Genomic DNA, 17,574 nt, shown 5'->3' with positions numbered 1-17,574 from the left:
ACCTTGCTGATTTCCTTGATGGGCCGATAGCTTAAAACATTCGCGTCCGGGATGCGAAATTATCCCAGGATGGCGCTCAGTTCCCGCGTATCGAGATATTCACGCACCAGTTCACGCACATCCTGCCCATTGGACATTTGCATCACCAGTGCAAGCAGTTGCTCCAGCTCGCTGCGCTCAACGCGCCGCAGCAGGTAATTTATTTTGGCAAGACTCCCCTGGTTCATGGAAAGCTCATCATAGCCCATGGCCACCAGCAGCAGCGCGCCCATGGGCTCACCGGCAAGCTCACCGCACACACTCACATCCAACCTGTGCTGGCGACATTCCTGCAACGCCAACTGCAGCGCCCGCAGAACGCCGGGGTGATATGAATCGTACAGGCTGCTGACGCGGGGGTTATTTCTGTCAACCGCCAACAAATATTGAGTCAGGTCGTTGCTGCCCACCGAGACAAACTCGACCCGTTGGGCAACTTCCCTTAGCTGGTAAAGCAGCGCCGGGACTTCCAGCATCACACCAACGGGAGGACGCGCCAGTGTTGGGTTAACGTCTGCCCTCAGTTCACTGAACGCCTGATCCAGATACAAAAGCGCCTCATCTATCTCATCGAGGCTGCTGACCATGGGCAGCAGAATTTTCAGATTGTCGGTGTCACCGGCCGCCTGCAGCATGGCCCTGAGCTGTACCAGAAACAGTTCGGGATGATCCAGTGACAGACGAATACCACGCCAGCCCAGGAAGGGGTTTTCTTCGGAGATAGGAAAATAGGGCAGCGGCTTATCGCCACCCACATCCAGAGTTCGCATCACCACGGGCCGACCGGCGGCCGACTGCAACACGCTGCGGTACACCTTTATCTGCTCGGACTCACTGGGGAAACGCTGCTGCAGCATAAAGGGAATTTCGGTGCGGTAAAGCCCAACACCATCTGCGCCATCGGCAATTTCGCTCGACACGCCACTCATGAGTCCCGCATTGAGATACAGATGAATACGATGACCGTCCAGGGTCAAGGCGGGCTCTTTCAGCTCCTCGGCGTACTGACGGTCGAGGGCCTTTTGGGCACTGATAAGATTGCGATACTCGTCCACCACGCTCGGCGACGGCGAAACCATCAAGATACCGCGGCTGGCATTGAGCACCAGAAGCTGCTTGTCCAGATTGGCCTGCAGCACCTGCTCAACCCCCATGATGGCAGGTACACCCAATGCTCTGGCCAGGATGGCCGCATGGGAGTTCACACCACCGGCCTCGGTCACTATCCCCGCCAGCTTTTGCCTTGGAAACTCGGCCAGCATGCTGGTGTCGGCTTCACGGGTCACCAGGATTACGGGCTTATCGGGGTCCAACATCATGCGGCCGGGCTCAATCAGTTGGCGAAGTACCCTCTGCCCCAAATCCCGAATATCGCTCGCCCGTTCCCGCAGATAAGCATCTTCCATGGTTTCAAACTGAGCCACGTAGCGCAGCGACACCCGGCTCACCGCGGTTTCAGCGCTACAACCCGCCAGCACTTCCCGCTGATATTCTCCGCCAAGGCTGGCGTCTTCCAGCAAAGACTGCAGCGAGGTGAAGATGGAGCTCAGCTCATCGTCATGGTCATTTTCAAACTTTTGCGCCAATGCCGTTAAGGCATCACGACTGCGCCCCATGGCCTGGCGTAACCGGCTCACCTCTGCGTCCACATCGGTCGCACAGGCTTCGGGTTGTTCCAGGGAGATTTCTCCGCCGATAACCAGAGCATGGGCAATGGCAACACCAGTGGAGGCGCTGGTGCCAGTGAATAGCACCTGATGATCCAGTGAATGCACTTCTGCGCGCCGTTTCAGGCCCCGAATGGCCATGGCAAGCTGCGCGGCCAGCGTCATCAGGAAGGCTTCTTCACCCTCATTGAACTGACGGGCCTTTGCCTGCTGCACCACAATAACGCCAAGCAATTGCTTTTGATAAATGATGGGGGCGGCCAAAAAAGCACGGTATTCGTCTTCGTTGGCCTCCGGGAACAGCTTGAATCTGGGGTGCAGATGGGCATCTGCGAGGTTAATGGCTTCTTCACGCTGGGCGACCAGACCAACAAGCCCTTCGCTGAGGGGCATCTTGACCCGGCCCACGGCGGATTTTTCAAGCCCATCGGTGGCAGATAACACCAATTGTTGTTGTTCGAGGATATAGATGGAACAACACTCTGTTTCCATGGCGGCCTTGGTCTGGCCTACCAGGGACTCGAGTGCCAACTCGAGGGTATGGGCCGACGCCACCGATTGTGTGATATCCCTGAGCGTATTGAGCACTGCCTTTATCTCCCCCGATTTTCAGACACGCCGTTAAGGTTACCGCCCTCTGTTTCGCTTACCCCGTGGAATTTCCCTTGCCTGCAGCGCTAGTGCCACAGGGGCAAACTCTTTCATCACCTTTCGGTAAACATCACGCTTGAACGACACAACTTGCCGAACAGGATACCAATAACTGACCCAGCGCCAGTCATCAAATTCGGGATGACCGGAGGAATTCAGGTTAATGGCGCTTTCCTGACTCTTGAGCATCAACAAAAACCATTTCTGTTTTTGCCCGATACAGACAGGTCTACTGTCTTGCCGTACCAAACGTTTGGGCAAACGATACCTGAGCCAGGATCGCGTTGAAGTGAGGATTTGTACGTGTTCAGGCCTCAGGCCCACTTCCTCATATAATTCACGGTACATGGCATCTTCGGCAGTTTCGCCGTCATCCAGGCCCCCTTGGGGAAATTGCCATGAATGTTGTCCAAATCGTCTGGCCCACATGACTTGGCCATAAGCGTTACAGATGATGATGCCCACATTTGCGCGAAAGCCGTCGCTATCAATCACATGGACTCCAAAGTACATAAATCGTAATAGAAGGATTGTTTCACAAAGCCAAGCCCGCAGCAAACCCCTATTTACTGGACTTCTTTGGATAATTTTCTGAGCCAAGCACTCTTATCAACAGAGCTTACTGAGCAAATTCGATTCTATCCACAAAATCTGTGGATATGTCTGTAGGCAAGTAACGAGAATCCTTGGAAATGTTCAATATTAGTTCAGATCGATGTAGATCAATCAATCACCAAAGCCATTTTATCCATATGTTTTTATTGAACTAATAAAACATAAATCGAAGAGCGTATGACTAACCACACAGGATCGCACAAAAATAAACCAAGTAGCTGACTACAGACTTTTGCCGCTCCTAACGCTCAGTTTTATGCACATCCCAGCACAGGGGTGATGGAAAATAATCGAGAAATGTGACGATATTTTCCGTTGACTCAGGGGATTTTCTCCAGTATTGGCAGGTTTGGTTGGCAGTTATCCCATAAATCTGTGGATAAATATGTGGGGAATAATGGGGAAATACGCGAGTAACTTTCATGTAATTGCGAGTCGTCAAATTTCACCTTTAAAAAATAAAATTAATACAATAAGTTAGTCGATACAATTATCGAAAAACTTATCCAAGCCAAAGTGAAGCTCAAAAATGCATCAATATTGATCTTATCCCCAAAGTGGGTAGAATCCGCTCCATGAACACTCCCCTCCCCCCGCAAAGTCTCGACGAATTGCTGAGCCGGGCCAAAATGATGGCAGGCCTTTCCCTTGGGCAACTCGCAGCAGGGCTGGGCTGGCCTGTCCCCGCAAACCTGAAGCGGGACAAGGGTTGGATAGGTCAGCTGATAGAACAGGAGCTGGGCGCCACCGCAGGCTCAAGACCGGAACAGGACTTTCTGCATCTGGGGGTGGAGCTCAAAACAATTCCCATCGATCGCACCGGTAAACCGCTGGAAACCACCTATGTGTGTGTTGCTCCGTTAATGAATACCCGTGGGCTGCATTGGGAGCAAAGTCTGGTAAAACACAAACTCGAGCAGGTGCTTTGGGTACCGGTAGAAGGCGAACGAGACATACCCGTCGCCGACAGACGCATAGGCACTGCTATTTTGTGGCGACCCACGCCACAACAGAGTGCTTCGCTTCGCCAGGACTGGGAAGAAATCATGGAGTTCATCGCCCTGGGTAAGGTGCATCGCCTCAGCGCAAGCCACGGTGAGGTGTTACAGCTTCGTCCCAAAGCTGCCAATGCAGCCGCCAAAACCGAGTGCATTATGGAAGATGGCACCGTCGGACTGACCAATCCCCGAGGCTTTTACCTTAAGATCCCCTTCACTCAAGCCATACTGCGCCAGGCTTTTGACTACTAGCCGTCATCGAATCGACACCTGAATTGATTCAGATCACGTTAAAGGCTGGTAATGAGGCATAGGTTTTCTATACACTAGCTCCTTCTTCGTAAAGGCTAATTTTTCGGGTTTTGAAGCTGCAGTGAGAGCGATTCGTCAGGCAAAAAAGCTGTTGTTTGCCATCCTGGCCTGGGGCATCGCCATGGCCGCCTTTGTGTTCTTTCGTTATGCGCAAACGCAAGACCTGCCCCAATGGGCGGTAGGCTCCGCCGATCTCGCGACACTGGCCATTTACATGGGGATCATCTTCGGCAGTCTGCACTGGATGTCCAATCTCATTGCCGATTTCAGTGCCATTAATCGCCTGCCTTATCTGTTTTCTGTGCTGTTCAAGGGACTTTTCCTGCTCCTTGGTGCTACCACCCTCGCCTATATCACCCAGTTTCTGAATATGTGGGCCATCGAAAACCACATGACAACACTCAGGCAGATGCTGACTGTCCATGTACTTTACAGCCCATCCTTCCAGGCACTGATTGTCTATCTGGTGGCGGTGCGAATGGGGCTCGCCTTTATTGAGCAGATGGCACTGCTGGTTGGCCCCAGGGTTTTATTCAATATCGGCCTTGGCAAATACCACAAGCCCAGATACGAGCAGCGGCTATTCCTCTACCTGGACATGGTCGCCAGCACCACCCACGCGGAATCCCTCGGGGATTATCGTTTCAGTCGCCTTATTCAGGACAGCTTCAGCCTGCTGTCAGACACGGTGGCCAATAACGAAGCCGAGATTTACCGCTATATGGGCGATGCCGTGCTGATCCATTGGCCGCTGAATGAAGGGATCCAGAAAGACCGCTGCATGAACATCTATTGGGAGTTCAGTCAGCAACTGAATTGGCAGCGGCAGTATTTTGAAGAGCATTATGGCTTTGTGCCCAAGTTCAAGGCGGCGGCACATTGTGGTCAGGTCGTAGCGGCCGTTGTCGGGGTGCAGAAGCAGGAAATCAGCTTCTTCAGTGACGTGCTCAATACCCTGGCGAGACTCCAGGATCAGTGCAATCCACTGGGCCAGAGAATGCTGATTTCAGGGGCGCTTGCGGCGCGGCTCGATAATGATGACAGTGACTACCAACTGAGTTCCCTCGGACCGGTGAAACTCAAAGGCAAACAACATTCCATTGAAGTCTTTGGCGTAACACCAAAGCGGGGCGACTGAAGTCTCGCCCCTTTATCCTGCTTGTGTGCTCAGCCCTGCCTGGATTCTCCACCGAGCAACTTTTCAATTTCCAACCCTAATGTTCTGAAAGTTCGGATGCGGCTGGTCGTTTGACGCCACACCAAACCTATATCCCGGTAAGGTGCGCTGCCCGGCGGATCCATGACCGCAAGCTCAGTGTCTTTGAGGATACCCGCATCAATGGCCATTTGTGGCAGGAAGGTGGTGCCCAGCTTACTGTTCACCATTTGCACCAGGGTGTGCAGGCTGGTTGCGGCAAAGGGATTAATCTTGTTGGAGTCGCCCAACTTACAGGCGCTGATGGCATGTCCTGTAATACAGTGTTCATTCTGAAGCAGAAAAATACTTTCGTCCGGTAACGCCTGATAGTCCACCGGCTGATGCACTTCATGGGACAAGTCCTGGTGCATCACCATCTTGAACGGATCGACTCCCACTTTCATGCTGTGAAATCCCGCGGTATCCACAGGCAAAGCCAGCAGCAGTAAGTCCAGTTCACCTTTACCAAGGGCATCGAGCAGGCGCTCGGTGGTGTCTTCCTTCAGCAGTAATACCATGTTGGGATAGTGCTGCTGACAGTGGCGCACCACCCTACTCAGTAGAAAAGGGGCAATGGTGGGGATACAGCCCAAACGGATTTCCCCGGTCATGGGTTCGCCCTGATTGCGCACCAACTCCACCAAATCATCCACATCGGTCAGGATTTTGCGGCAGCGGCCAACAACTTCTTCGCCGATGGCCGTAAACATAAATGACTTATGATCCCGCTCAATCAATTGATGCCCCAGTTGCTCCTCCAGGTTTTGAATACCACTGGAGAGGGTCGACTGACTGACATTACATACCTTGGCGGCGCGATTAAAATTCTGTTCCTGATAGAGATTCACCAGATAATAGAGATTTTTAAGGCTGGGAAGATGTTTCATTTTATCGATTACCGCCGCTTGGATGGATTGATAGGACACTTTGCACTTTAACACAGGCTTTACCTGAGTTCATAAGGTCCTCACGCGGATATGTGAGCAATATCTGCACAAGTGAAACACTCCAGGGTACAGCGATACCCCAGGGCCATGCAGCAGAGGCAGGGGTCAGGGTGAAAGTTGAGATCACGCTGACTAAATGCGAGTGCAACCGCATCGGGGAATACACACTGACGAAAGACAAACTGCCTTAATCAGCAGAGCCGGATGAGAGAGATAAAGTGAAAATTCAACGGGAGTAACCCGGTAAAACAAGCGCAATACAGTGGAGAGATTACTGTGGAAAGATTACAGGGCAGGTAATACAGGAGAGTTTACCGGCGCAGGCTAAGTATGCCTTACGCCGGTGGCAGCACCTATCAGGCTTTAGCCTGGAGGAAGGCTTTAAGTGCAGCGAGGTCGTCAAAGGCATGGGTGGCAATCACATCCAGCCACTGGACATGGCCGGCTTGCCAGCCTTCGTCATTGCCGTGTTGCAGCAATTGAGCATATTGCTGGATGCGCTTAAGACCAACACTGCCGGCCGCCCCTTTAAACTTGTGTGCCTCAGAGCAAAGGGTGTCCTTATCGCCGGCTTCCTTTGCCTTGACCAGGTTGCCCACATATTCGGGCATCAGCTGCTCAAACAGCACCACACTCTTGAGCAAGGTTCCGGCCCCAATCGCGCTGCAATATTGTTCAAGAGTGTTCAAATCCAAAATCTCGTCCAGTGCAGCAGTTGCCATCAAGGCCCCCTTAACAGTCATAAAATGGTCCACATCGGCAGTCAATTGCCGACAATACTATCGCACATAATACCTTCTCTGCCCCACGGTGCAACCGTATGGCGTTTCAGCTATGTGGATATTTTCCAATTTTAACAAATAATTAACCACTTATCGCCATTAAAGAGACTTAAGAAACTTACGTCTTTTTATCACTGAGGTAAGGATATTCAGTCAAACAGCCCTGCCCGCCCGTTTGAGCCAGAGTGCTGCAAATGGCTCCCATCCCCAACCATTTATGACCACACCAGTCGGGTGCCAATAACAAAGGCGGCCTGGCATGGGCCGTAACCCGATGGAAAATTATGTCAGCGGGGGTACGCTGAATAAGCTGTACCGCGGCGTTCACATAATCATCCAAACTCAAGGTATCCAGCCTACCTGCCCGCCATTGCCGTGCCATGATACTGCCCTCCACTATATGCAGTGGATGCAGCTTGAGGCCATCGACACCAAGTGCCAGCACCTGCCGGTGCGACTCTATGAAATCCTCTGAGGTCTCTCCGGGCAAACCCAAAATAAGATGGGTACAGACCTTGATGCCCAACCTTCTTGCACGGGTCACCGCATCGGCATACACGGCAAAATCATGGCCTCGATTGATTCTTTTCAGGGTGTCATCCCGGGCGGTCTGCAGCCCCAAATCCAGCCACACATCAATCCCCTGCTGTTGATAGTTAGCCAACAATTGCAGCACTGCATCGGGAACACAGTCTGGGCGTGTCCCCACAAATAGCCCCGCCACATTCCCAATCGACAGCGCCTCATCGTATCTGCGCTTAAGTACGGCAACCTCATCGTAGGTACTGGTGTAGGCCTGAAAATAAATGAAATACAGCGCATCAGTGCGCCCGGCCATCTGCCGTTTAAGTTGCGATGCGATATCAAATTGCTGCCCATCGTCGGCGTTGAAAGAAGGCACATGACAGAAGGTGCAGCCACCAATGCCGAGACTGCCATCGCGGTTGGGGCAGGTAAAATGCGCATCCAGGGTCAGCTTGCGTACACGCTTGCCAAACCGCAGACGGCAGTCATTACCAAAGGTGTTTACCAGCGCATCCAATGTGGGCGTTACGCTAACCGATTGAGACACAGGCGCCTCCATAAAAAAGAAAGCGCCAGTATGGACTCGTGGACTCGGTAACGCCCGGATCCAGGTCAAAGGGACTGCCTTTTTCCCATTTTTGCTGCGCCAGTCATCTTTATGGCGGGTAAAACAGGATGTTAGTCACAGTTTTTGAATAGTTAATCAATGGCATTTATTTAAAAACAAGCTACTGTGCCTGCAAAAAAAATCACTATTTGCAAACACCAAACAATCGCCGCCCCTGTTACATAATCGTAAACCAAAAAATAACGCAATTTTAAAATTGCTATAATTCATAATGTTATACAACGCTTTCACCAGTTGACGTTAACGTAACCCAATTATCAAAACTGTATGAAACATGATTTTTTACCCATGTTTTATGCAATCTTTAAGTTTGACCTTTGTAAATTCTCAGGATAATTTGGGAGATTCGGGTGCATATCTATCATTATCTTTTGCGTGATTCCCCGAGCAGTATCAGTCACAGGTTTTCAGGTGGGGAATTAGTATGAGCTTGTATCATCCCAGTTTTGAGCGGGACAATTGTGGATTTGGTCTGATTGCCCAGATGGACGGCGAAGCCAGTCACCGTATTGTGCGTACCGCCATTACCGGACTGGATCGCATGAAGCACCGCGGCGGCATAGCCGCAGACGGTCGCACGGGTGATGGTTGCGGCCTCCTGATGCAATTGCCCATCAAGTTTTTCGAGTCGATTGCCGCCGAAAATGACTGGCACCTGTCGCGCAAGTTTGCCGTCGGCATGTTCTTTTTAAGCCAGGATGAAGAAAAAGTCTCTGCCGCCCGCTTTGTACTGGAGCGCGAGCTTGAAAAAGAAACCCTCTGCATCGCCGGTTGGCGCGAGGTGCCGGTTAATCCCGATGTGCTCGGTGAAATAGGTAAAGCCAGCCTGCCACGTATCGTTCAGGTACTCATTAATGCGCCCATTGGTTGGCGTGAAAAAGACCTTGAGCGTCGCCTTTATATGGCCCGTCGCCGCCTCGAGCAGCAAATGACTGCCGACCCAGACTTCTATGTGGCCAGCCTTTCCGGTCAGGTGATTGTTTATAAAGGCCTGATGATGCCGGCGGACCTGCCCGCTTTTTACCCCGATCTGGCCGATCTGCGTCTGGAAAGCGCTATCTGTTTATTCCACCAACGCTTTTCAACCAATACCTCCCCCAAGTGGCCATTGGCTCAGCCATTCCGCTATTTGGCACACAACGGTGAAATCAACACCATTACCGGCAATCGCCAGTGGGCCCGCGCCCGGGCCTATAAGTTCAACTCGCCGCTGTTGCCCGATTTGCAGCAAGCTGCTCCCTTCGTAAACGAAACCGGCTCCGACTCATCCTCTTTGGATAACATGCTGGAAATGCTGCTCTCCGGCGGGATGGACCTGTACCGCGCCATGCGTTTGCTTATTCCGCCCGCATGGCAGAGTAACCCTGAAATGGACGAAGAGCTCAAAGCCTTCTACGACTTTAACTCCATGCACATGGAGCCCTGGGATGGCCCGGCAGGCATAGTCATGACCAACGGCCGCCACGCCGCCTGCGCGGTGGATCGTAATGGCCTGCGTCCATCCCGTTATGTGATTACCAAAGACCGCATCCTGACCCTGGCCTCTGAAGTGGGGATCTGGGATTATCAGCCCGACGAAGTGGTGGAAAAGGGGCGCGTAGGCCCGGGTGAGCTGTTGGTGCTCGATACCCTCAACGGCCGCCTGTATCAGTCATTCGAGATTGATAACGATCTCAAACGCCGTCACCCCTATAAAGAATGGATGGCGAAAAACAGTCGCACTCTCAAGAGCGCGGAAGAGATGAGCAACGAGCAGCACGGCGCCAGCGAATTCAGCCGCGATACCCTGCTGCAGTACCAAAAGCTGTTTGGCTACAGCCGCGAAGAGCTTGAGCAGGTCATTTGGGTGCTGGCAAGCCAGGGTGAAGAGGCCGTGGGCTCCATGGGTGACGATACCCCCATGGCGGTGCTGTCCAACAAACAGCGCTCGCTTTACGACTACTTCCGTCAGAAATTTGCCCAGGTAACCAATCCGCCCATCGACCCGCTGCGTGAAAAACACGTGATGTCGCTGGCGACCTGTGTAGGCCGAGAGCAGAACCTCTTTAACGAGACCACGGGCCACGCCTACCGGGTAATGTTTAACTCGCCTGTTTTGCTGTTCAGCGATTTCAATCAGCTGATGTCCCTCGATAAGGCCTATTACCGCGCCAATATCGTTGACCTCAACTACGACCCGGCAGAAGGGCTCGAGGGCGCCATTCGCCGCATCACAGATGATGCCGAGCGTCTGGCCCGCACCGGAACTACGCTGCTGGTGTTGTCTGACCGCGCCGTGGCCAAAAATCGCCAGGTGATCCCGGCAGCCATGGCGGTGGGCGCCGTGCAGCAAATGCTGGTATCCAAGAGCCTGCGCTGCGACACCAACATCATTGTGGAAACCGCCTCAGCCCGCGACCCACACCACTTTGCGGTGTTGCTCGGCTTTGGTGCCACGGCCATCTACCCCTACCTGGTGTATGAATCCATTGCGGATCTTGCCAAGCGCAATGACAGCGCCGACGACATGGTGGCCCTGATGCTGAACTTCCGTTACGGCATCGAGAAAGGGCTGCGCAAGATCATGTCCAAGATGGGTATCAGCACAGTCGCCTCCTACCGCTGCAGTCAGCAATTCGAGGCGATAGGTCTGGCTCGCGATGTGATTGAACTCTGCTTTAAAGGCGTGGTGAGCCGCATCGAAGGGGTGAACTTTGAGCACCTTGCCAAAGATCAGCAAAAGCTGCATCAGGCGGCCTTCCGCCCCCATGTTCCCTTGCAACAGGGTGGTTTGCTCAAGTACGTGGAAGGTGGCGAATACCATGCGTTCAACCCCGATGTGGTCAATACGCTGCAGGCGTCACTCATCAGCCGCGACTACAGCAAATATAAGGCATTTGCCAGGCACGTTGATGAACGTCCGGTGGCAATGCTTCGGGATCTTTTGGGCGTGAAAGGCACCCTCGATGCCATTCCTGCCGAAACGGTAGAAGCCGCAGCCAGCCTGTATCCCCGCTTCGACAGTGCTGCCATGAGTATCGGCGCCTTAAGCCCCGAAGCCCACGAGGCGCTGGCCATCGCCATGAACCGCCTTGGCGGCCGTTCCAACTCCGGGGAAGGCGGCGAAGATCCACGCCGTTTCGGTACCGAAAAGAACTCCGCCATCAAGCAAATTGCCTCTGGCCGCTTTGGTGTCACCGCCCATTACCTTATCAACGCCGAAGTGCTGCAGATTAAAGTGGCTCAGGGTGCCAAACCCGGCGAAGGCGGTCAGCTGCCCGGTCATAAGGTGAGTGTGGAAATTGCCGGGCTGCGTTATGCCCGTCCGGGCGTGACCCTGATTTCACCACCGCCGCACCACGACATTTACTCCATCGAAGATTTGGCGCAGCTGATTTTCGATTTGAAACAAATCAATCCCAAGGCTCTTATCAGCGTGAAACTGGTATCTGAGCCGGGTATTGGCACCATAGCCACCGGCGTTGCCAAGGCCTATGCCGACATGATTACCGTGTCAGGCTATGACGGTGGCACAGGGGCCAGCCCCCTCACCTCGGTCAAGTATGCCGGCTCGCCCTGGGAACTGGGCCTGGCAGAGGTGCATCAGGCTCTGGTGGACAACGGCCTGCGCCACAAGATCCGCCTGCAGGTGGATGGCGGCCTTAAAACAGGTACCGACGTTATCAAAGCAGCTCTCCTTGGCGCCGAAAGCTTTGGCTTCGGTACCGTGCCCATGATTGCGCTTGGCTGTAAGTATCTGCGGATCTGCCACCTGAACAACTGCGCCACCGGCGTGGCAACCCAGGATAAAAATCTGCGCGATAAACACTTCCACGGCTTGCCCGAGCGGGTGATGACTTACTTCGAATTTGTTGCCGAAGAAGTACGTGAATGGATGGCAAAGCTGGGCGTTGCAAAGTTTGAAGAACTGGTGGGTCGCAGCGACTGGCTGTACGCACTGGCAGGGCAAACCGAGAAACAGCATGGTCTGGACTTGTCCCCCATCCTGTATCAACCACAGGTGCGCGCGGGCTCCTCCAGAACCTGGAAAGAGATAAACCCACCGACGGATACCGGCGAATTGAACCAGCGTCTGCTGAAAGATGCCGCCGATGCCATCAGCCGCGGCGAAGGTTTCAGCGCCGCCTACAGCATCAACAACACAGATCGCTCAGTGGGCGCCGCCCTCAGTGGCCACATCGCTGCCTGCTGTGGTCTCAAGGGCACCAAGGCACCTGTCAGCCTGTCGTTTAACGGCACCGCCGGCCAGAGCTTTGGTGTATGGAACGCCCCCGGACTGGAAATGAGCCTGTGCGGTGATGCCAACGACTATGTGGGCAAGGGGATGTCCGGCGGTAAGCTGTCCATCTACCCGCCACTTGGCAGCGCCTTTCAGAGCGAGCGAACAGCCATTGTGGGCAACACCTGTCTCTATGGCGCAACCGGAGGTCAATTCTTCGCCGCAGGCCAGGCCGGGGAGCGCTTTGGTGTACGCAACTCAGGTGCCGTGGCCGTGGTGGAAGGACTTGGCGACAACGGCTGCGAATATATGACCGGTGGCATTGTGGTAGTTCTGGGTAAAACCGGGGTGAACTTTGGCGCCGGTATGACTGGTGGCTTTGCCTATGTGTTCGACCAGTTCGGCCGATTTGGCCGCAGGGTTAACACCGAAATGGTTGACACCCAAAAGGTGGAGTCAGCCATTCACCAGAAACACCTCAAGGGCCTGATTGAGGCCCACGTCAAAGAGACCGGCAGCGAACATGCCCGGGCGATTTTGAGTGACTTTGATAACTGGCTCGACTGCTTCGTGCTGGTCAAGCCGAAGAATGTAGCGGTGGCCGATCTGCTCAAGCTCGAGCAGCAGAGCCCTGAACTGGCAGTAAAGGCGGGGTAACAGCAAGATGAGTAACGACTTTCAGTTTATTCAGGTAGGCCGCAAAGACCCGACCAAGCAGCCCATCAAGCTGCGCGCAACACAGTTTATTGAAATTTATCAGCCTTTTACTCAGCCACAGGTCAACGAGCAGGCAGACCGCTGCCTGGACTGCGGCAACCCTTACTGTGAATGGAAGTGCCCGCTGCACAATTACATTCCAAACTGGCTGAAACTCGCCAAACAGGGACGCATCATGGAAGCGGCAGATCTGGTGCACGAGACCAACACCCTGCCGGAAATCTGCGGTCGGGTTTGCCCCCAGGACAGGCTCTGTGAAGGCGCCTGTACCCTGAATGATGATTTTGGCGCAGTAACCATAGGCAACGTCGAGAAATACATCACAGATACCGCCCTCGCCCAGGGGTGGCGCCCTGACATGAGTAAGGTCACGCCCCGCAAAGAGCGGGTGGCGATTGTCGGCGCTGGCCCTGCGGGCCTTGGCTGCGCCGATATCCTAGCCCGCAACGGCATCAAGGCGGTGGTGTTTGACAAGTATCCGCAAATCGGCGGCCTGCTTACCTACGGTATTCCCTCATTCAAACTGGATAAGTCGGTGATGCAAACCCGCCGCACCGTGCTGGAAGGCATGGGCATTGAGTTTCGTCTGGGTGTGACTGTGGGCAAGGACATCGCCTTCGCCGACCTGCTCAAAGATTATGACGCCGTATTCCTCGGCATGGGCACTTACAGCGCCATGAAGGCCGGGCTGCCCGGAGAAGACGCTGAAGGTGTACTGCAGGCATTGCCCTACCTGATTGGCAACACTATGTCGCTGCTGGGTCAGCAAAGCGAACAGAACCCCTATATCGACCTGGCGGGTAAAAAGGTAGTGGTACTGGGTGGCGGTGACACCGCCATGGACTGTGTGCGCACCGCAGTGCGTCAGGGCGCCAGCGAAGTCACCTGCGCCTACCGCCGTGATGAAGCCAACATGCCCGGCTCCCGCCGCGAGGTGCAAAACGCCCGCGAAGAAGGGGTGAACTTCCTGTTCAACCGCCAGCCGGTGGCCATCAAGACCGAAAACGGCGCCGTGGTGGGTATCGAGTGCATCGAGACCCGCATGGGCGAGCCCGATGCCAATGGCCGCCGCTCGGCCGAGCCAGTCCCCGGCAGCGAACAGCTCCTCGAAGCCGACGCCATCATCATCGCCTTTGGCTTCCAGCCAAGTCCGGCGCCCTGGTTTGCCGACTTTGATATCGCCTTGGATGACAAGGGCCGGGTCAAGGCCAGCAAAACCGATGACAATCCATTCCAAACCAGCAATCCAAAAGTGTTTGCCGGTGGCGACATGGTCAGAGGCTCAGATCTGGTGGTCACTGCCATCGCCGAAGGCCGCGATGCGGCACTGGGGATCCTCAACTATCTGGAATCGGCCAAGGCCTGATCCCAACAACAAGTTGCTTGTGTCTTGCGCATCCAAAGGCTCGCCTGAGGATGCGCTTTTTTATCTCTGCAGCTTGCCTGTGTGCCGCTCAATCGACTGTGGTATATTGGCTGCCATTCTCTAAAGCAGTTCAAAGGCAAGTTTATGAAAATTGGTATTATCGGCGCCATGGAGCCCGAAGTTGCTCACCTTATTGCTTCTCTGGAAAACCCTGTCGTCAGCCAGATAGCCGGCATCGAATTCACCCAGGGTGAACTCAATGGCAAGCAGGTCATAGTGACCCGCTCCGGTATTGGCAAGGTTGCCGCGGCGCTCGCCACCACCCTGCTTATCGATAAGTTTGCCCCCGATTATGTGATAAATACCGGCTCAGCCGGTGGCTTTGTGGACAGCCTGACCATTGGCGATGTGGTGATTGGCAGCGAAGTGCGTTACCACGATGTGGACGTGACGGCATTTGGCTATGAAATCGGTCAGATGGCCCAGCAGCCAGCCGCCTTTGTGTGTGATGCGCGCCTGGTGGCAGCCGCCAAAAATGCCGTGGCCAAACTGGGTGAAGTAAAAACCGTCGAAGGCCTTATCTGCACCGGTGACAGCTTTATTTGCGACCCGGTACGCACCGCCAAAATGCTGGCCGACTTCCCCACCATGGCCGCCTGTGAAATGGAAGGCGCCGCCATCGGCCAGGTCTGCCATCAGTTCGCGACTCCCTTCGTGGTGATCCGCTCCCTGTCTGATAATGCCAACAACGACAGCCCGGTCGATTTTGAGTCTTATCTGGTGAAGGCCGGACATCACTCGGCCCTGATGGTAATGGCGCTCATTGAAGGCCTGTAAATGACCGAAAGCCAGTTTGTCAGCCAGCTTATTGCCCTGGATGGAGCCTTGTTTGAAGGCTTCCTCATCATCCTGTGCGCGCTGCCACTGGCACGACTGGCTCCTTTGCCGAGGGAAATGCAGCCACTGGTGTGGTTTGGGGTGCTGGCAAGAGAGCTTGCACGCAAAGTGAATCACCCATCGCGAGGACCGCGCCAACAGCTTATCGCAGGCATCATGGCGACAGTGCTGCTGGTGCTGCCCTTTTGGCTTATCGTCGCCTTTTTGCTGGACTTGGCAGCCTTTCCCTGGTTTTTCGAGTTTTTAATTCTCTACCTCTGCCTGTCGGATGCCAGTTTTGCCCAGGTCGCCGAAGAGGTGCAACGGGCGCTGGGCCATGGCGATAAAGACAGGGCCAGAAAGCTGCTGAGTCAATATCTGTCACGGGATACCACCGAGCTGTCTGAGACAGGACTTGCCAAGGCCACCATCGAAAAACTGGTCACGGCCCCCATTTACGGCACCGCAGGAGTGGTGTTTTTCTATGCGCTGGCCGGTGCCCCCATGGTGCTGCTGGTGCGTATGCTCAAGCAGCTGGAGTTGGTGTGGCCCCCCATGTCACCGGATTTCCGTGCCTTTGTCGCGCCGGTTAATCAGCTGGTTTTGGCGCTGCTTTACATTCCTGCCTGGCTTTGGAGCCTGACACTCGCCATCGTTGGCGGCCCCAGCGGCTTTAAGGCCCTGCTAACCCCCAGACGCTGGCAGCCCCTGTCCAACGCCATGCGGGCGGCATATGTAGCCGCAACAGTGCTGAATACCGAGCTTGGCGGACCACACAAATACCGCGGCAGCCGGGTGGCCATCGATAAGGTCGGCAAAGGCCCCCTGCCCGATACGGCCAAAATCGGTGAAGCCATAAAACTGTCGAACCGGGCCTGCTTCAGCTGGTTGGCCTTTCTGCTGTTTTTACCCTTTGCATGGACCCTGCTCAGATACAGTCAGACGCTGTAATTTGTTAAGCGACACACTATAATGGCTCGCCTCAGGGGAATCTCTCCACTTTCCATAACGGGCACTCAACGTGTTAGAACAACTGCATATCTCGCTGACAACACCGGCGCTGCTGTTTCCGGCCATTTCATTACTGCTGCTGGCTTATACCAATAGATTCTTTTCACTGGCCGCACTGATACGAAGCCTCTCCAGTGGTAAAGAACCTGTGCATCAGAACCAAATCACCAATCTGAAAAAGCGAATTGTGATCATCAGACGCATGCAGGAAGCGGGCGTCAGCAGCTTTGCCCTGTGTGTGCTTTGCATGATTTTTATCTACATCGGCATGAATAAAACCGGCTCACTCATCTTCGGTGCCAGCCTCTTGTTACTGCTGTACTCGCTGATCCTCTCGGTTGTTGAAATTCGCATCTCAGTCGATGCGCTCAATATCCACTTGAAAGAGATGACCGAATGAGCTGGTTTTATTTTTTTGACCTGTGCGGCACCGCCGTGTTTGCGCTCACCGGCGCCCTCGCGGCCGGCAGGCACAGAATGGACCCCTTTGGTGTGACAGTACTGGCCGCCGTCACGGCCGTGGGTGGGGGAACCATTCGGGATGCCATTATCGGTGCTACCCCGGTGTTTTGGCTGCGTGACCCCAATTACCTGATTGTCATCCTGGCGACCGTGGGCTTTACCCTGGTGTTTATCCGGCGCCCCCGTAAAGTACCCCAATACACCCTGCCCATCGCCGATGCGCTGGGATTGGCTCTTTTTACCGTGATAGGCGCCCAAAAAGCACTCAGCCTCGGCCTTAATGGCATGTCTGCTGTGATCATGGGCTTGATTACCGGCGTGGGTGGCGGCATTATCCGGGATGTGCTCTGTCGCCAAATACCCATGGTGCTCAGAACCGAAATCTACGCAACCGCCTCCATTCTGGGTGGCATTGCCTATACCCTCAGCCTGCAATTAGGCATGAACAGCCAAACCGCTCTCTGGCTGTCGATGCTCAGTGCGCTGATCTTGAGGCTTGCGGCCATTCGCTGGCACCTTTCATTGCCGGCCTTCGACCTGAAAACCCGGAGAGACTGACTT

The 17,574-nt window shown here is 54.3% G+C and carries 13 protein-coding genes; 8 read left to right on the top strand and 5 right to left on the bottom strand.

Features of this window, described 5'->3' with window-relative positions; genetic code table 11:
* Nucleotides 1-59 precede the first annotated feature (59 nt).
* Together ptsP and rppH are read right to left on the bottom strand one after the other, a co-directional pair.
* The gene (gene ptsP / locus K0H79_RS04375; protein WP_220066952.1) at nt 60-2,294 is read right to left on the bottom strand and encodes a phosphoenolpyruvate--protein phosphotransferase; all 2,235 of its coding nucleotides are present in this window, start codon (nt 2,292-2,294) and stop codon (nt 60-62) included.
* 39 nt (nt 2,295-2,333) lie between these two features.
* Nucleotides 2,334-2,852 (bottom strand): RNA pyrophosphohydrolase, encoded by a 519-nt coding sequence (gene rppH, locus K0H79_RS04370; RefSeq protein WP_041409684.1) that lies wholly within the window; start codon nt 2,850-2,852, stop codon nt 2,334-2,336.
* 695 nt (nt 2,853-3,547) lie between these two features.
* On the opposite strand from rppH, the gene mutH reads away from it, so the two are divergent.
* Nucleotides 3,548-4,222, top strand: a complete 675-nt coding sequence (gene mutH, locus K0H79_RS04365) for a DNA mismatch repair endonuclease MutH (RefSeq protein ID WP_220077452.1) — start codon at nt 3,548-3,550, stop codon at nt 4,220-4,222.
* A 121-nt stretch (nt 4,223-4,343) separates the two neighbouring features.
* A complete protein-coding gene (locus tag K0H79_RS04360; RefSeq protein ID WP_220066950.1) occupies nt 4,344-5,420 on the top strand; it encodes an adenylate/guanylate cyclase domain-containing protein in 1,077 nt (358 codons plus the stop codon).
* Between the two features lie 29 nt (nt 5,421-5,449).
* On the opposite strand, the gene oxyR is transcribed toward K0H79_RS04360, so the two are convergent.
* The 3 genes from oxyR to K0H79_RS04345 form a co-directional block, all read right to left on the bottom strand.
* Nucleotides 5,450-6,367 (bottom strand): hydrogen peroxide-inducible genes activator, encoded by a 918-nt coding sequence (gene oxyR / locus K0H79_RS04355; RefSeq protein ID WP_220066949.1) that lies wholly within the window; start codon nt 6,365-6,367, stop codon nt 5,450-5,452.
* A gap of 416 nt (nt 6,368-6,783) precedes the next feature.
* On the bottom strand, nt 6,784-7,149 hold the full coding sequence (locus K0H79_RS04350) for an Hpt domain-containing protein (protein WP_220077451.1): 366 nt from the start codon (nt 7,147-7,149) through the stop codon (nt 6,784-6,786).
* 178 nt (nt 7,150-7,327) lie between these two features.
* Entirely contained in the window at nt 7,328-8,293 is a 966-nt protein-coding gene (locus tag K0H79_RS04345) for a TIGR01212 family radical SAM protein (RefSeq protein WP_220077450.1), read from the bottom strand.
* Between the two features lie 493 nt (nt 8,294-8,786).
* On the opposite strand from K0H79_RS04345, the gene gltB reads away from it, so the two are divergent.
* The 6 genes from gltB to K0H79_RS04315 all read left to right on the top strand — a co-directional run bounded on the left by gltB (nt 8,787) and on the right by K0H79_RS04315 (nt 17,571).
* On the top strand, nt 8,787-13,238 hold the full coding sequence (gene gltB / locus K0H79_RS04340) for a glutamate synthase large subunit (RefSeq protein WP_220077449.1): 4,452 nt from the start codon (nt 8,787-8,789) through the stop codon (nt 13,236-13,238).
* Nucleotides 13,239-13,245: 7 nt separating this feature from the next.
* Nucleotides 13,246-14,664 carry an FAD-dependent oxidoreductase gene (locus tag K0H79_RS04335; RefSeq protein ID WP_220077448.1) on the top strand — a complete coding sequence of 473 codons (1,419 nt, stop codon included), beginning with the start codon at nt 13,246-13,248 and terminating at the stop codon, nt 14,662-14,664.
* A 144-nt stretch (nt 14,665-14,808) separates the two neighbouring features.
* Nucleotides 14,809-15,501, top strand: coding sequence for a 5'-methylthioadenosine/S-adenosylhomocysteine nucleosidase (gene mtnN / locus K0H79_RS04330; RefSeq protein WP_220077447.1), 693 nt, complete (start codon nt 14,809-14,811; stop codon nt 15,499-15,501).
* The gene (locus K0H79_RS04325; RefSeq protein WP_220077446.1) at nt 15,502-16,491 is read left to right on the top strand and encodes a cobalamin biosynthesis protein; all 990 of its coding nucleotides are present in this window, start codon (nt 15,502-15,504) and stop codon (nt 16,489-16,491) included.
* Between the two features lie 82 nt (nt 16,492-16,573).
* On the top strand, nt 16,574-16,951 hold the full coding sequence (locus K0H79_RS04320) for a DUF2721 domain-containing protein (RefSeq protein ID WP_220078087.1): 378 nt from the start codon (nt 16,574-16,576) through the stop codon (nt 16,949-16,951).
* Nucleotides 16,948-17,571, top strand: coding sequence for a trimeric intracellular cation channel family protein (locus K0H79_RS04315; RefSeq protein WP_011758969.1), 624 nt, complete (start codon nt 16,948-16,950; stop codon nt 17,569-17,571). Before K0H79_RS04320 ends, K0H79_RS04315 begins: the two co-directional genes overlap by 4 nt.
* Nucleotides 17,572-17,574: the final 3 nt, after the last annotated feature.

This window comes from Shewanella sp. FJAT-52076 (assembly GCF_019457455.1).
Lineage (GTDB): Bacteria > Pseudomonadota > Gammaproteobacteria > Enterobacterales > Shewanellaceae > Shewanella > Shewanella zhangzhouensis.
Note: the sequence above shows the minus strand (reverse complement) of the source record. Positions and strands in the feature narration are given on the sequence as shown.

Bases quoted from the DNA above. Each gene is read 5' to 3' on its own strand.
- K0H79_RS04345 (WP_220077450.1), bottom strand. From the start codon at position 8,293: ATGGAGGCGCCTGTGTCTCAATCGGTTAGCGTAACGCCCACATTGGAT.
- K0H79_RS04335 (WP_220077448.1), top strand. From the start codon at position 13,246: ATGAGTAACGACTTTCAGTTTATTCAGGTAGGCCGCAAAGACCCGACC.
- gltB (WP_220077449.1), top strand. From the start codon at position 8,787: ATGAGCTTGTATCATCCCAGTTTTGAGCGGGACAATTGTGGATTTGGT.
- K0H79_RS04350 (WP_220077451.1), bottom strand. From the start codon at position 7,149: ATGGCAACTGCTGCACTGGACGAGATTTTGGATTTGAACACTCTTGAA.
- oxyR (WP_220066949.1), bottom strand. From the start codon at position 6,367: ATGAAACATCTTCCCAGCCTTAAAAATCTCTATTATCTGGTGAATCTC.
- K0H79_RS04325 (WP_220077446.1), top strand. From the start codon at position 15,502: ATGACCGAAAGCCAGTTTGTCAGCCAGCTTATTGCCCTGGATGGAGCC.
- mutH (WP_220077452.1), top strand. From the start codon at position 3,548: ATGAACACTCCCCTCCCCCCGCAAAGTCTCGACGAATTGCTGAGCCGG.
- mtnN (WP_220077447.1), top strand. From the start codon at position 14,809: ATGAAAATTGGTATTATCGGCGCCATGGAGCCCGAAGTTGCTCACCTT.
- K0H79_RS04315 (WP_011758969.1), top strand. From the start codon at position 16,948: ATGAGCTGGTTTTATTTTTTTGACCTGTGCGGCACCGCCGTGTTTGCG.